We start from the raw sequence: 15971 nt of genomic DNA, 5'->3' as shown, positions 1-15971 counted from the left end.
TCCCCACCCAAAAGTTATCTATACATAAAGACTCCCTTTTGAGTTGTTTGATAGGTGGATAGGCCTACCAGGAAACAGTCCGCTTCTTACGGGGAGAGCATTTTTCACATCTATGGAACAACGGTTGGGAAGATGCGGGACTCCCGCCAGAGAAGAACATAGGCTTGGCGGCTTTCCCACAGGAAAGTGTTCAAATGCAAAAGACCCCGAAAACATTCGAAATAGAGTCTTAAGCCATCCTGCCATTCTATTTAATAAACCATGAAAAAACACCCCGGCCGTCAGCGGCTGGGGTGTGGATGATTAAACGTCGAAGGACTGGAATATGCTTTTTTCGTTCATTGAGAAAACTTCGCGTCCCACGAGGTGGTTGATGATCACTTTATTCCGATGGATCGACAGCCCAAGGTTGGTGGAACCGACACCATGGGTATGGGAAATCCCACTATGCACATAGATTTCATTCGCTGTCTCTTCGGTTGTGACAAGCCGATAATCTGCAGTCACCTTGTACCTACCTTCTTCATCCCATTCAAGAAAATCTTCCAAGTGGTGGACAAAGTCTGGAACAAAAGGCTTGTAACCAGTGGCTGCAATGACAAGGTCCGTTTCGTGAGTGAACGTTTCCTTTTTCTGATAATGGTAACATTCGAGCTCATAACCACCCGCTGCTTTTGGACGGACATCCTTCACTTCACTAAGTACCTGCAGTCCCACATTCAGGTCTTCCTGCCCGACTGAATATTCATAAAGAAGGTTATAGATATCATTGATTGTATGATTGCTGATACCTTTATAATACAGTCCTTGATTAGCAAAGATCTCATCTTTCTGGTTTTGCGGAAGTTGATAGAAATATTTCACGTAATCCGGTGAAAAGTGCTCAAGGCTAAGCTTGGATTCTTCCATTGATTCAAAACTCGCAGACCGTGTAATCCAATCGAGTCGATAGCCGCAATCACGCTGCTCTTTCAAAAGTTCGCGGAAAGTCTCAGCAGCACTTTGGCCGGAGCCTACAACGGTAATCGAGTCCGCTTTACGGCAGCGGTCCTGATTCGGAAGGAAGTCTGCTGTATGGAAAACGTCCTCTGAAGAGGCATCTTGGAAAGATCGTGGCATGACAGGTACGCTGCCTGTTCCCATGACTAAATTCCTCGTGTGATAAACCTCCTTCTCCCCGCTTTCCTCCTTCGTCACTTCAACTTTGAAAAGTTCTTCATTATCCTTGTAATGCTTTATATTCGTAACCTTTCTCCCGAATCTGCAGCTGTCCAGCTGATGGGCGGCCCACTGGCAGTAATCATTGTATTCTCTTCTCGGGATATCCAGCCGCTGCAAAAAGTAAAATTGATACATGCGCTCATTTTTACTGATGTAGTTCAAGAAACTATATTTGTTCGTAGGGTCTGCCATTGTTACTAAATCAGCGATAAAAGGGACTTGCATCTTTGTCCCTTCGATCAACATTCCCGGGTGCCAGTCGAAAGCCTCCTTCTGCTCAAAAAACAGGGATTCAACTTCGTCTATTTCATCCAGCAAAGCAGCCAGACTTAAATTGAAAGGTCCCACACCTACTCCGATCAAATCGTAAATCTTTTCTCTTTGTTCCATCATCGACGACTCCTTTATGTTACGTTGCTCAAATGTTAGGGAAAGGGTCTCCTCATCCCGCATCAATCACCCTGAGCCTTCCACTCAATAGATCATATCTTTTCAGAAAAATGACCGATTTCTGAAAAAGATGCACTGACCTTATGTTATCATAACCACATCGTTACGATAATAGCCGAACACGAAGAGGAGGATCTTATGACCCCTATTCATTTAGTGGAATCGAACAACCGCCGCCGTTTCATGGCAGACCTTCTGTTAGCCGATGAATCTGAAAGCATAATCGAAAGCTATATCGATGATGGTGTGTTCTATACCATTGATCTCGATGGTGTACATATAGGTGTCTGTTTGTTCGTATTTCCTGAAGCGTACACGGTAGAAATTAAAAACATCGCCATACAGGAAGCCTTCCAAGGAAAAGGATTTGGGAAAAAAGTGATCCAGGCGTCCTGTACGCTTTTTCAAGAGAAAGGATACAAAGAAATGCGCGTCGGAACTTCTAATTCCAGTATTGAAAATTTAGCCTTCTACCAGAAAGCCGGTTTCCGGTTCCACGAAATTCATCGTGACTTCTTCTTACAATACTCTGATCCTTTTTATGAAAATGGGATAAGAGGGATGGACATGATCTATTTCCGCAAACCTTTAAACCCATGATATAAAAGCCTCCATCTCCTACCACCAAGGTTATCCGCCATACTTTTCAGAATATTTTAAAAATAGTGTTGCCATATGTCTATACATCCCCTATAATTTAACCATGTTTTGAAAACGTTTTCAAAAGAGTCACTCCATGAATTCAAGAATGACCGCACTTCCCCCCTCTTTTTTGAAATCGGTTTCAAAGATAACTAGGATAAAGGAGGTTTGATAGTGGTAACCATTGATGATGTAGCCAAGCTCGCTGGTCTTTCTAAATCTACCGTATCCAGAGTGATCAACCATTACCCCCATGTTTCTCCAACCAAGAAAGAAAAAGTCTATCACGCCATGAACACCCTGGGATATGTCCCTAACTCTTCCGCCCGTAGTTTAAGAAATAAAAAGACGAAAATCATCGCTGTCATTGTCCCAAGATTAATGAACCCCTTTTTCGGCCAACTCGTTGAATCCATAGAAGTAGAAGCATCCAAACAAGGCTTTCAGTTATTGATTTGTCAGACGATGTATTCTCCTGAAACGGAAGTCGGACACTTGGAACTGTTGAAGACAAAACAAGTGGACGGCATCATCATGACCTCTTATGAAAATGAGTGGGAGATCATCGCTGATTACTTAAATTACGGACCTTTAATCATGTGCAATGAGTTTGAAGAATCCGCGAAAATCCCGATTATTAAGCTTGATCAGGTGTATGGTGGCTACATCGCGACGAGCCACCTCATTAATCAGGGTCATAAACACATCGCTTACTGCTCCGGCGGTCATAAGAGTATGGTAGCCAATCACCGGAGAAAGGGATTTGATCAAGCTTTAGGTGAGCATGGACTTCCTTATGATGAAGCTTACGGTTTTTATAATGCCTACTCCATTAGAGATGGGATGGATGTATTTAATAAAATACGTAAGATGAAGACTCCTCCGACTGCTGTTTTCACAGGAAGCGATGAGGTTGCTGCAGGAATCATCACATGTGCGAAAGACCATGGATGGAAAGTCCCTCAGGATTTAGCTGTCATCGGTTTCGATAATCAAGTCATATCAAGGATTATGGATCCGAAAATCTCTACAGTCGAACAACCGATTGATCAAATGGCAAGACAAGCCGTCAAAGTCATGGTCGAAAAAATCAACATAAGAGAACAGCCACAAAAAGAGCGTTATGAGTTTCCCCTAAAGTTGATTGTGCGTGAATCGACTACAGGTAAGTCATTGAGTGCTGTGGAATAAAACTTTGTTTACTTACAGGAGGTAATGGAATGAAAGCAAAACATTGGTTATTGTCCATGCTGTTGATTTTGGTGTTGGCATTGGCTGCATGCAGCGGCTCGGACGAAGGGGCATCAGGAACAGAGGATTCTTCAAGTGACGATACCACCACCGAATCAGACAGCAATGAAGATAGCGGTGAAAATAATGAAGATGCAGAGGCTTCAGGTGAAGTGGTTGAAATCGTTTATGCCAGAGGGCAAGATTCAACGGAAGCAACGGAACGTCTTGTCGAAGCTTTTAACGAACAGAACCCAAATATTAACGTGACGTTCCGCGAAATGCCTTCTGATACAGGACAACAGCACGATGCCTATGTGACGATGCTTAACGCGGAAAGTTCCGAGATCGACGTTATGGACCTTGATGTTATATGGCCGGCGGAATTTGCCCAGGCAGGTTACGTTCAGGAACTTGACCGTTTCCTCCAGCAGGAAGGCATTGATACAGACAGCTACAACCAGGGAGCATTATCCGCTGCCAACTTTAACGGAAAACAATGGGCAATGCCTAAATTCATTGATACAGGTATGCTTTTCTACCGCACAGACATCATTGGTGAAGATCAAGTTCCTGGTACGTGGGATGAGCTGATTGAATCCGCTCAAACCAATAACGGTGAAGATGGAACAGAGTTCGGTTACTTGATGCAGGCCAAACAGTATGAAGGTCTTGTATGTAACGCGGTCGAGTTCATCGCTGCGTATGGCGGACAGATTTTGAATGAAAGTGGTGAAGTGGCCATCAACAGCCCTGAAACCATCAAAGGAATTTCCAAATTGGTAGAAGTAGCACAATCGGATTTCGTACCTGGCAACATCAATACATTCACAGAAGTCGAGTCCCATACCGCGTTTATCGAAGGACAATCTCCTTATATTCGTAACTGGCCATACCAGTGGAATTTGGCGAATGATGAGAATGAATCTGAAATCGTTGGTAATGTCGGTGTCGCTCCCCTTCCTGAAGGAGATGCCGGAAGTGCTGCCGCTCTAGGTGGATGGATGACAGCGATCAACAAGTTCTCTGAGCACAAGCAGGAAGCATGGGAATTCGTGAAATTCATGACAGGACCTGAAGGCCAGAAAATCTCTGCCATCCACGGTGGACTGGCTCCTACTCTTCCTGAGCTTTTTGAAGATCAAGAAATCCTGGATGCCAACCCGTTCTTCGCTGAAGAAGGTTTCCAGAATGCATTGGAAGCAGCTGTTTCCCGTCCGGTAGCACCAAACTATCCGGAAGTATCTGAAATTCTTCAGATCAATATTTCTAAAGCAATTGCTGGCGAAATGACACCAGAAGAGGCAGTTCAGACGATGGAAACCGAATTGCAAGGCGTCATGCAGTAGCCTGCCTTTCAGTCTTCAGGGAATCTTCCCTGGAGGCTGAACCTTCTATGAATTAAAGGAGGAACGAAACCGTGGCCAAGAACTTGAATGAGTCTCAAAAGAAAGAGCGAAGGCTTGGGTATTTCCTCATCGCCCCTTCATTAATCCTCATATTAGTGATTGCGATTTGGCCTGTTATCCAATCCTTTTATTTCAGTCTTTTCGATTATCGACTGAATGAGCCCACAAAATCCAGTATTCATTTAGATTATAGCCTTGATTTAGAACGCTACCTGAACCACCAGCCCTTTTTGATCACAGCTCTGGACGACGAAATTGAAGAAGCCTCTGGGAACGTATCCACAGAGCTTACAGAGATTAAATCGAACATAGAAAAATACGATGAAGAACTTTTACAGGATGAAAACATAGCAGAGCGGTACGAAGAGGTGAATGACATTTTATTCAACTTTGAAGTGCCGAGTGATGAATTGAAATTCGTTGAGATTGAGCGGCAGTTCGGGCAGGACTTTGAAGAAACATTCGGTACCGTTAAGGAACGGTTGGGTGAACTTGCCGCAGACGATCAATTACAGAACGCCAACCGGTTAACCGGGTTAGCCGATGGGCTGAACGAGAGCATTGTCAAACCGAATTTCATAGGAGTTTCCCATTACAAACAAAACTTGTCAGACGGACGATTATGGAGATCTCTCGGAAACACCTTTCTGTTCACTACCGTGTCTGTCGGCTTTGAATTAGTGCTCGGAATGGCCATTGCCCTTTTAATCAATAAAGCCTTCTTCGGACGTGGCCTTGTCCGCGCTTCCATATTAATTCCCTGGGCCATTCCTACAGCCGTATCCGCCATGATGTGGAAGTTTTTATATGATGGGCAGAACGGAATCATTGCGAAGTTCTTTTCTGATATCGGAATTGTGGATAGCATGAGTACACTGCTTACTACACAAGCAGGTGCGATGGCTTCTGTCATTCTTACTGATGTTTGGAAAACGACGCCTTATATGGCGCTTTTACTGCTCGCAGGTCTGCAGACGATTCCCTCCTCCCTATATGAAGCTGCATCCATTGACGGTGCAAGCAAATGGAAACAGTTTACGACCATTACCCTCCCTTTGATCAAGTCTGCGATACTCGTCGCTCTGCTTTTCCGGACGCTTGATGCTTTCCGTGTTTTTGACTTGATCTACGTACTTACTGGTGGAGGACCGGCGAACTCGACCGAAGTCATATCGATGCTTGCCTATAAGGTCATGTTCACACAGACGAACTTCGGGGAAGGCTCAGCCCTTGCTGTGATCGTCTTCATCTGTGTAGCGATCATCTCTACCATTTATATTAAATTCCTCGGCTCCGACTTACTTGGTGACGGAGTAAAAAAGTAAAGGAGTGAACGTACAGTGAAAAAACAAGCGGGCGTACGGTTTTATATCTTTTTGGCTGCCTTTGTCTTTATCATCATGTTTCCGTTCCTCTGGATTCTTTTGAGCTCCATCAAACCCTTGTCAGAGCTCTTCGGTCCAGCTGCGTTCAATTGGTTCACAACTGACCCAACCGTTAATAGTTATGTTTCTGTCTTTACGAATCACCCATTCTTGCTTTATTTATGGAACAGTACCGTCGTAGCGACCATTACCACAGTCTATACGGTGTTCGTCGCGGCCTTCGCTGCTTACGCTATTGCCAGATTGCGCTTTCGAGGAAAAGCGGTCATTCTTGGGGTTGTCTTATCTGTATCCATGTTCCCTCAGATCGCGACCATTTCCCCCATCTACATTTTTCTGAAAAACATCGGACTGACGAACAGCTACCTGGGATTGATCATTCCTTACACAACGTTCGCCCTGCCTTTATCGATTTGGCTGCTCGTCACGTTTTTCCGTAAGATTCCGTTCGACCTTGAGGAATCTGCAAAAATGGACGGCGCCTCCATGATGCAGACCTATTTCCGTATCATCCTGCCGCTTGCGGTACCTGGTATTTTCACAACAGCCATTCTTGTATTTATCGCCGCGTGGAATGAATTTCTTTTCGCACTCACTATCAATACCGCGCAAAGCCACAAAACCGTACCCGTTGGCATTGCAATGTTCCAGGGCCAGTACACCATTCCATGGGGAGAGATATCTGCCGCTACCGTCATTGTTACGGTCCCTCTTGTCATCATGGTGTTATTGTTCCAGCGAAGAATTGTATCGGGACTGACTTCCGGTGCTGTAAAAGAATAAACCATAGCAAAAAGACTGCTCTTCTTTTGAGCAGTCTTTTTTTTAAGCCACATTTCTTTTACTCCATATTCCCCCCTACAGTCCCTGCCACTCAAAAAACCCGTTTTGCAAAATGGATGTAGCACTAAAAAAGTTAATATACCTTTCATAAATTTCCAACATATGAACATGCTAATGAAAAACAACGGAGGTGTGAGCTTTTGAAGGGTAACAAAACAAATCATATAACTCCCCCTGATGCTCAGCCTCTTCATTCGTCATTGGATGATAATGTGAACGATCTCCGCACAACACTTGGAAACAGCTCAGACTTTGTGACCCGTCTTTTTTCCATTCATAAGACATCTGCCGCCATTCTTTATATGGATGGTCTCGTAGATAAGAATACCGTGCAAAACTTTATCTTGGAATCTCTTATGCTTGAGATCCCTGCAAAACGTCCTATAACACACCATCTATATGAGTCCATTAAAAAGGCTAACCTTCCCATTGGTGAATTGTCGGAAGTAGATGACAAGCATGAACTATTGAAGAAGTTACTTTCTGGTGACACCATTCTGCTTCTGGATAAAGAAACAAAAGCTTTATCTATAAGTACAAAAGGATGGAGTGACAGGGGGGTTCAGGAGGCAACCTCAGAAAGCGTCATCCGCGGCCCAAAAGAAGCTTTTACTGAAACGATCCGGACCAATACGGCTCTGTTACGACGAAAAATCAAGGACCCTGACCTCAGAGTCGAAGCAAAAACTATCGGAAGGAAAACATGTACGGATGTTGCCATGGTTTATTTAGAAGGTACAGCTGAAAAAGAAGTCATTGAACAAGTGAATGAACGACTGGACCAAATTGATATCGATGCCGTTTTAGAAAGTGGTTATATAGAGGAATTCATTCAGGATGCCCAATATTCCCCGTTTCCTACAGTTTATAATTCAGAAAAACCCGACGCCATTGCCGGGGGGATTTTAGAAGGCAGGGTGGCCATCCTTGTTGATGGTACTCCAAATGTCCTGTTAGTCCCCGCTTTATTTGTGAATTTCATGCAATCAAGTGAGGACTACTACCAGCGGACAGACATCGGAACACTAGTAAGGTTGCTGCGATTATTCTGCTTTTCGGTGGCCTTGTTCATGCCATCACTCTATATCGCTTTTACAACCTTCCACCAGGAAATGATTCCTCCCCCTCTCTTAATCAGTCTTGCTTCTCAAAGGGAAGGGGTACCCTTCCCGGCTTTTGTGGAAGCTTTAATGATGGAGTTGACCTTTGAGGTCCTTCGTGAAGCCGGTATCCGCCTGCCAAAGCCTGTAGGTTCTGCTGTTTCCATTGTCGGAGCCCTCGTGCTCGGTCAATCAGCTGTGCAGGCTGGGCTTGTCTCTCCCGCCATGGTCATCATAGTGGCCATTACGGCGATCAGCAGTTTCGTTTTCCCTGCCTACAATATGGCTATTTCGATTAGAATTCTTCGTTTTCCATTAATGATCCTTGCGGCCACCTTCGGACTGTTCGGTATCATTTTAGGTATGATTGCCATGGTATTTCATTTATGCAGTTTGAAGTCGTTCGGGAAGCCTTATATGGCACCTCTCGCCCCTATGATCCCGAGAGACCAAAAAGATGTATTGATCCGTTTACCACACTGGGGTTTGTTATCGCGGCCAAGCTTATTCACGAAAAACAACCAGAAGCGTGTCGATTCTAAATCAAAGGAGAGATAAAGGCGGTGTATAGAAATATATATGTCAAAGCGACCTTCGTGGCTATCAGTCTCCTTCTTCTTTCTGGTTGTTGGAATAGCAAAGAATTAGATGACCTTGGTATTGTCGTAGCTGTTGGATTGGACAAAACAGAGGATGATCAATTTCTATTGATCACTCAAGTTATCAATCCTTCCGAAATTGCGACAGATGCACCAACAACAAGACCTCCTGTTTCCATTTACGAATCAACAGGAGATTCTGTCTTCGAGGCTTTTCGAAATATGACCCAAAAGTCTCCGAGGAAGATGTACCTTTCCCAATTACGGCTTCTTGTAATCGGCAATAAATTAGCTGAGGAAGGTATCCTCCCCTCTCTAGACATTTTCTATAGAGACCATGAATTCCGCACCGCTTTTTTTGTAACGATCGCCAAGGATACTGGAGTGAAAGAACTCCTGAAAGTCCTTACTCCTTATGAAAAAATCCCTGCTAATAAACTGATGCACACCATGGAAGCTGTGGAGAGCAGTCAGGGAAGTTCCAAAGGAATCGTCATTGACGAATTGATCTCCCAAATTCTTAGCAAAGGGCAAAGCCCTGTCCTGCCGGGGCTTCTAATCAAGGGAGACGCTGACACCGGTACGTCAATCGAAAACATTGAAAAAATCGATGCCCCTACACAACTAAGAGTTGATAACCTGGCCGTTATGGAAAAAGATCGTCTAATCGGCTGGTTAACACCGGAAGAAAGTAAAGGCCTTAACTATATTACAGGTGATATGAAAAGTACGACTGTTTCTTACCCTTGTAATGATAAAGGACTTGTAAGTGTGGAAGTGCTACGGACAGACAGCGGTTTAAAAGCGAACTTTAAAGGCGGAGAGCCTTCTGTATTGATCGAATTAGAATTAGAGGGCAACGTAACCGAATTAGACTGCCCCATCGACCTTACCAAAGCTGAATCCATTGAAGACATAAATAAAGAAGTTGAGAAAAAAGTTAAACAAAATATGGAAGCTTCCATCAGAGCAGCCCAGGAAAACTTCGGAAGTGATATTTTCGGTTTCGGTAACCTCATGCACCGAAAAAACCCTGAATATTGGAAGACTGTGGAGAACACGTGGAATAGCGAGTTCAAAGAATTAAAGGTAGACATTCAAATCAAAGCACAAATTAGAAGAAAAGGGAATACAACTCAACCCATTACAAAAGAAGAATAGGCGTGATTCACATGTGGTCTATGACTGCCATAATTGTTATAGCAATCGGAATATTCATGTTTGAATTTCCCAAGTTGTACAAGAAAAACAGAAAAAAAGATGCTTGGTTCTTTGCGATATTCCTCCTTTTCTTCACGTCCTTTAGTGTTTTGGAAAGCCTGAATGTTGAGATCCCTAATCCGCTAGACCTTATTCAAAGGTTCTATATAATGATTGGATTCTAATTGATAAGAGGTGTAAAAATGGATAATCAGAAGATCAGCCCCCGGCAGTTTATGTTTCTCGTCATTTTATTTTCCGTGGGAAGCTCTATTCTGATCGTACCCACCCCGCTCACGGCCAATGCGAAACAGGATGCCTGGCTATCCATTATCATATCAATCGCTGCTGGCTTGCTCCTTGTAATGCTATACAACCATATGGCAACCCTTATGAAAGGACAAACGTTCGTACAGGCCACCATTGCTGTATACGGAAAATGGTTTGGGAGAATTCTGCTTGTTCTCTACCTCTCTTTCCTTTATATTCTGGCCTCCCTGGTGTTAAGGAACATCGGCGACTTCATGACCACCCAAATCATTCCAGAAACCCCTTTGCAATTCACCCATATCCTTTTTCTAATTGTAGTCATATGGGGGGCTTATCTAGGGATTGAAACCATCGGACGATCTTCAGAAATGTTTATGCCATGGGTGGTCCTCCTGGTGTTCTTTTTTACGATCACCTTATCTCCCCAGATAAAAATGGAAAACCTGCAGCCTGTTCTAAGCAATGGAATCCTTCCTGTACTGAACACTTCGACTTTCGTGATCGGTACACCGCTATTAGAGATGGTCACTTTTCTGATGATCATCCCTTATGTCAAAGACGGTAAAACTAAGGAAAAAGCCTGGCTGTTAGGGACTTTTCTTGGCGGGGCTATCTTAACGTTAATCACCTTACTATGCATCTTGATTTTAGGGAGCGATTTAACAGCATTGAACACCTATCCCAGCTACAAATTAGCTCAAAAAATCAATATCGCCGGTTTTTTAGAAGGACTGGAAATTATGGTAGCCATCATTTGGATGATTACAATCTTCTTCAAGATGGTCATCCTTTATTATTCAACCACTGTAGGAATTGCTCAATTTCTAACTATGGAAGACCACCGTCCTTTGTTGCTTCCCTTAGGCATGGGAATGGTTGTATTATCCATCATCGCCTACCCGGATGTTGCATATTTTGAGACCTTTATCAATGAAACATGGTTCCCCTATGCCATGACGCACGGCTTGATCATTCCTTTAATGGTTTGGGCAGGATTGTTAATCAAGTCCAAGAAACAAACGAAACCCCAACATGATCGTTCGTAAAAAGCATCAAATCGAAAACTCTGTTAAAGGAAGAGCACAAATAAAAAAGCACAGGTATTTTCGCTGTGCTTTTTCGACGATCTTCTTAGCCGATTCAGTTCAAGGCCGCGAAGCCCTAAGCGTAAATTTGTATTCATCACTCTTGAAATAATTTTCACTGTACTCAAAAATCGTTCCATCCACAAAGACACTATACAACTGAATCTTTAAAATCGGCATGGAATCGTTGACCGTAAGTGCTTCTGCAATATCCTTAGAAGGCAGTACCGGGATGACTTCCTGAAAGCTGTCTTTAATCTTCATCCCAACCTCCTCTTCAATATAATCATATTTCGACCCGGTCATAATCCCATAGGAAAGGTTCGGAAACATGGAAACAGGTAAATACGTATCCTCAACGACATAAGGAATATCATCGACAAGTCTCTGACGGCGGACGTAAAACACTTTGTCTCCGTCCGCAAGCTTGAGCATTCGTTTCACATGATCGTCCGCTTCTTTCAATTCAAAGTGCAGGATTTTGTTTACGGGTTCTTTATTTAAACGTCTCATTTCCTCTGTGAAACTCAACAGTTCGAAAATGTTGTGTTCAATCTTCTGCTCTTTCACATAAGTACCGCTCCCCTGTACCTTCTCAAGCAGCCCCTCTTCGACCAGGCCTTTGATGGCCTGTCTCACTGTTACGCGGGAGGCTTCGTATCTTTCTGAAAGATGCATTTCTGTCGGGATTGCTTCCCCTTCTTTCCATATTCCCGATTGGATTTCCTCTTTGATTTGTTGAGCAATTCTACGATACAAAGGCGCAGCCATTTTTATTCCTCCTATAACTAGTGACCTGTGTGATGTGGGAATGTGGCGCCCCAACCCCACATTTCAAACCAGGCCAACACCTATCTCTACCATCATTATAACGAAATGTTGCAAAAAATACGATACAAATGTTGACGCTTTCAATAATATGTATTATATTCATATTAAGTTAAAAATAAAACAAATATAATACCTTTATTGGAGGTCTACAATATGAAAAAACAAAACCTTGTCGTCGTCGGTGGCGGCAGCACCTACACAATCGGGATGATCATGAGTCTTGTTGCAGAAAAAGAACAGTTTCCATTGAAAACGATTACTTTTTACGACACCAATGCAGAACGTCAGGAAAAGATTGCGAAAGCATCAGAAATCATCCTTCGCGAAAAGTACCCTGAACTGGAAAGCTTCCACTACACAACAGATAAAGAAGAAGCACTGACAAATGCTGATTTTGTTTTCGTTCAAATTCGGACAGGCGGTCTTGCGATGCGTGAGCAGGATGAGCAGATTCCTCTAAACCATGGAGCTGTCGGCCAGGAAACGTGCGGACCAGGTGGAATGGCTTATGGACTGCGTTCCATCGGAGACATGATCGACCTTGTCAACGACATTCGTCATTATTCTCCTGATGCTTGGATTCTAAACTACACCAACCCGGCAGCGATTGTCGCAGAAGCCCTTCGACGTGAGTTCCCAGAAGATAAAAAGCTTTTGAACATTTGCGATATGCCAGCAGCAATCATGGTCAGTTACGCAGGAATCCTTGGAAAAGACGTCTTCGACCTTGTCCCAGAATACTTCGGACTTAACCACTTCGGCTGGTTCACGAAAATTTCCGACAAGGACGGAAACGATCACACAGATACAATCAAACGTGCCATTACCGAAGATGGGTTTATTCCTGAAGATGCTGAAATCGCCAACGACCCTTCCTGGATCAAAACGTTCAAACAGGTGGAGCAAATGGTGACAGACTTCCCTGAATACCTGCCGAACACGTACTTGCAATACTATCTCTACCCTTCTCAAATGGTAGAAAAAGAAGACGTGGCCAATACACGTGCCCGTCAAGTCATCAATGGCCGTGAAAAACGTGTCCACACATTGGCAGATCAAATCATTGCAGATGGTACCACAGCTAATGTTGAACTTGAAGTGGACATCCATGGTCGTTACATGATCCGCGTCGCTGCATCCATGGCTTACAACAATGGAGACATTTTCATCGTCATGGTTGAAAACAATGGTACGATCGCCAACCTTCCAGACGATGCAATGGTTGAAGTTCCAGCGATGATTACAAATCGTGGACCGAAGCCATTCGCCGTCGGCAACATTTCCACCTTCTATAAAGGGTTGATCGAAGGGCAGCTGGCATACGAGAAACTGGTCGTTGATGCCTACTATGAAAACAGCTATGAAAAAGCGCTGCAGGCGCTCACGTTGAACCGTACAGTTGTAGACGCACCTCGCGCCCGCAAAATTTTGGATGACATGATTGAGGCTAATCAACAGTACTGGCCTGAATTGCATGCCAACAAACAGCTTGTGACATCAAAATAACCCATAGGAACCCCGGCCATCCCGGGGTCTCCTCTCCATCAAATAAGAAAGCGTTTCCCTATAAAGGAGGATCAGAAGTGAAGAAATACTTTGGAAGCTTACAGAAGTTCGGGAAATCACTGATGGTTCCCGTCGCCTTGCTCCCTGCTGCCGGTATATTGCTGGGATTCGGAGCTGCGTTGACAGGACCACTCGCTGATTCACTCACTTTTCTACAGAATGACATCATTCAACTCATTGGTAACGGAATGTCAGATATCGGAATCAGTATCTTTAATAACCTGGCTGTCATATTCGCTATCGGTGTGGCCATCGGATTAACAGGTGGATCGGGGATTGCCGCCCTGGCAGCCCTGCTCGGTTATATCATTATGAACAAAACGATCTCCTTCGCCTTAGGCATCACCCCTGAAATGGTCAGTGAAAGTGGAGAATATGGCATGGCACTCGGTATTCCCACACTGGAGACAGGTGTCCTTGGCGGAATTGTCGTCGGGCTCTTAGCCGTTTGGATTTATAACAAGTTCCATGAGTTTGACCCTCCAGAAGTACTCGGCTTTTTTGCCGGTGACCGTTCTGTTGGGATTGCCATGGTCTTTTCATCCATTTTCCTTGCTCTTGCTATGATGGTCGTATGGCCACCGATTCAAGGGGGCATCAATGCAGTTGCCAACGTCATTGCCAACGGTGCGACAAACCCTTTATACATCGGACTTTACGGCTTCTTAGAACGTGCATTGATCCCGACAGGCCTGCACCACATCTGGTATGCTCCCTTCCTATGGACATCTCTAGGCGGGACGGCAGAAGTAGCTGGCAGTGCCGTGTCCGGTGACCAGTACATCTTCCTCGCACAGATTGCGGAAGGGGTCGAAGTTACAGCCGGCCGCTTCATGGCAGGTAAATTCCCTGTCATCATGTTCGGACTATTAGGAGCTGCGCTCGCGATGTACCGCCGCGCAGATAAAAAGAATCAGCCTGTCGTGAAAGGGATGCTCATTGCTGCTGCGGGTACTGCCTTTTTGACAGGAATCACAGAGCCGATTGAATTCACATTCTTATTCGTTGCGCCATTGCTGTTCGTCTTTCACGCATTTCTTGCCGGGATTTCATTTGCCGTGATGTACATGCTTGATGTTCACCTCGGCTGGGCAGGCGGTTCTGGATTGATCGACTTCATCCTCGTCAATGCTCTTCCGGGTACCGGAAACTGGTGGATAAACCTTGTCGCAGGTGCCGTATTCTTCGTCATCTATTATTTCTCTTTCTCCTTCGCTATTAAAAAGTGGGACCTCGCTACTCCAGGTCGTGGAGGACAAGAGAACAAGCTTTACACACGTAAAGATTTCAACGAGCAGAAGAAAGGCGGCAAAGGTAATCAAACAAAAGAGACAGCCGCTGCCATCATGGAAGCTCTTGGTGGAGAATCAAACTTGAAGCACGTCGACGCTTGCTTTACAAGATTGCGTGTGGAAGTTTCTGAAGTAGGTGAAATTAATGAAGACCGCTTAAAGGAACTTGGAGCCGCAGGGGTTGTTAAAGTGGACCACAATATCCAGGCTATCTTCGGGGGACGGTCCGACCTTTACAAGAATGAAATCAATAGAATTATAAAAGAGTCGAATGTATCTTAGGTCTTTGTCTTTCATTATTATCCTGTGATTTTATTGGTATAGGAATGACTCAAGCGACCATCGCCAATTTGCATTCACTTCTAAAAAAGGAGTCCCTAACTAGCAGGGACTCCTTTTTCAACCTTACATTTATCCTTTTTCAGATAAGCTCCCGATTGTGGAAGACTCAGTTTCGAGATGTTTGTGTGATTCTAGAGGCTCCGGGAAACGGTTCGCTTTCCATGGGGCGGGCGGTGAGCCTCCTCAGGCTATGCCTTCCGGGGTCTCACCTGTCCCACACGTCCCATAGGATTCTCACCGTTTCCCTCCGCCCTTGACCTTATAAGTGTCTCGAAACCACTTCTAACAGGGGCAGCTTGAATGGTTGAGGGAAGTGGATGATTAAAACACCTGTATTCATAAGGAAGGTTCCAATTCTTCTTCCCTAGGCTGGCATAAAGTGCTTTGTATCAAGCATTTGCCTATGCTAAACGTCAATTGGGCTAGAGTTTATATCATTCACTTCTCATAACCATACAAGTGATTTTTAAGTAGTAGTTTCGAGAACCTTCCTTGGTTAGGGGGCG

At 44.3% G+C, this 15971-nt stretch carries 12 protein-coding genes; 10 read left to right on the top strand and 2 right to left on the bottom strand.

Annotated features, from left to right (window positions below):
• Positions 1–303: 303 nt before the first annotated feature.
• Positions 304–1611 (bottom strand): lysine N(6)-hydroxylase/L-ornithine N(5)-oxygenase family protein, encoded by a 1308-nt coding sequence (locus VKA52_RS05595; protein ID WP_326314496.1) that lies wholly within the window; start codon positions 1609–1611, stop codon positions 304–306.
• 198 nt (positions 1612–1809) lie between these two features.
• Here VKA52_RS05595 and VKA52_RS05590 point away from each other — a divergent pair, with 198 nt between their 5' ends.
• The 8 genes from VKA52_RS05590 to VKA52_RS05555 all read left to right on the top strand — a co-directional run bounded on the left by VKA52_RS05590 (position 1810) and on the right by VKA52_RS05555 (position 11395).
• Entirely contained in the window at positions 1810–2271 is a 462-nt protein-coding gene (locus VKA52_RS05590) for a GNAT family N-acetyltransferase (RefSeq protein ID WP_326314495.1), read from the top strand.
• A 216-nt stretch (positions 2272–2487) separates the two neighbouring features.
• Positions 2488–3504 (top strand): LacI family DNA-binding transcriptional regulator, encoded by a 1017-nt coding sequence (locus VKA52_RS05585; protein WP_326314494.1) that lies wholly within the window; start codon positions 2488–2490, stop codon positions 3502–3504.
• Positions 3505–3533: 29 nt separating this feature from the next.
• Positions 3534–4892 (top strand): ABC transporter substrate-binding protein, encoded by a 1359-nt coding sequence (locus tag VKA52_RS05580; protein WP_326314493.1) that lies wholly within the window; start codon positions 3534–3536, stop codon positions 4890–4892.
• 71 nt (positions 4893–4963) lie between these two features.
• On the top strand, positions 4964–6277 hold the full coding sequence (locus tag VKA52_RS05575; RefSeq protein ID WP_442788825.1) for a carbohydrate ABC transporter permease: 1314 nt from the start codon (positions 4964–4966) through the stop codon (positions 6275–6277).
• Between the two features lie 15 nt (positions 6278–6292).
• Positions 6293–7120, top strand: coding sequence for a carbohydrate ABC transporter permease (locus tag VKA52_RS05570; RefSeq protein ID WP_206946562.1), 828 nt, complete (start codon positions 6293–6295; stop codon positions 7118–7120).
• A 200-nt stretch (positions 7121–7320) separates the two neighbouring features.
• Complete coding sequence (locus VKA52_RS05565) at positions 7321–8838, top strand: spore germination protein (RefSeq protein WP_326314491.1); 1518 nt, start codon at positions 7321–7323, stop codon at positions 8836–8838.
• Between the two features lie 5 nt (positions 8839–8843).
• The gene (locus VKA52_RS05560) at positions 8844–10040 is read left to right on the top strand and encodes a Ger(x)C family spore germination protein (RefSeq protein ID WP_326314489.1); all 1197 of its coding nucleotides are present in this window, start codon (positions 8844–8846) and stop codon (positions 10038–10040) included.
• Between the two features lie 242 nt (positions 10041–10282).
• Positions 10283–11395, top strand: a complete 1113-nt coding sequence (locus VKA52_RS05555; protein ID WP_326314488.1) for a GerAB/ArcD/ProY family transporter — start codon at positions 10283–10285, stop codon at positions 11393–11395.
• 99 nt (positions 11396–11494) lie between these two features.
• Here the strand turns inward: VKA52_RS05555 and VKA52_RS05550 are convergent, their stop codons facing one another.
• A complete protein-coding gene (locus tag VKA52_RS05550) occupies positions 11495–12205 on the bottom strand; it encodes a GntR family transcriptional regulator (protein ID WP_326314486.1) in 711 nt (236 codons plus the stop codon).
• A 213-nt stretch (positions 12206–12418) separates the two neighbouring features.
• Between VKA52_RS05550 and VKA52_RS05545 the strand changes: the two genes are divergently transcribed.
• Positions 12419–13771: a 6-phospho-alpha-glucosidase gene (locus VKA52_RS05545; RefSeq protein WP_326314485.1), complete on the top strand. Its 1353-nt coding sequence runs from the start codon at positions 12419–12421 to the stop codon at positions 13769–13771.
• 77 nt (positions 13772–13848) lie between these two features.
• Complete coding sequence (locus tag VKA52_RS05540; protein ID WP_326314482.1) at positions 13849–15405, top strand: PTS transporter subunit EIIC; 1557 nt, start codon at positions 13849–13851, stop codon at positions 15403–15405.
• Positions 15406–15971: the final 566 nt, after the last annotated feature.

Source organism: Halobacillus sp. HZG1 (assembly GCF_035818575.1).
GTDB classification, from domain to species: Bacteria; Bacillota; Bacilli; order Bacillales; family Halobacillaceae; genus Halobacillus; species Halobacillus litoralis.
This window is presented reverse-complemented; position numbering and strand designations above follow the sequence as displayed.

Coding starts and splice junctions, on each gene's coding strand:
- VKA52_RS05595 (WP_326314496.1), bottom strand. CDS start 1,611: ATGGAACAAAGAGAAAAGATTTACGATTTGATCGGAGTAGGTGTGGGA.
- VKA52_RS05590 (WP_326314495.1), top strand. CDS start 1,810: ATGACCCCTATTCATTTAGTGGAATCGAACAACCGCCGCCGTTTCATG.
- VKA52_RS05580 (WP_326314493.1), top strand. CDS start 3,534: ATGAAAGCAAAACATTGGTTATTGTCCATGCTGTTGATTTTGGTGTTG.
- VKA52_RS05555 (WP_326314488.1), top strand. CDS start 10,283: ATGGATAATCAGAAGATCAGCCCCCGGCAGTTTATGTTTCTCGTCATT.
- VKA52_RS05550 (WP_326314486.1), bottom strand. CDS start 12,205: ATGGCTGCGCCTTTGTATCGTAGAATTGCTCAACAAATCAAAGAGGAA.
- VKA52_RS05545 (WP_326314485.1), top strand. CDS start 12,419: ATGAAAAAACAAAACCTTGTCGTCGTCGGTGGCGGCAGCACCTACACA.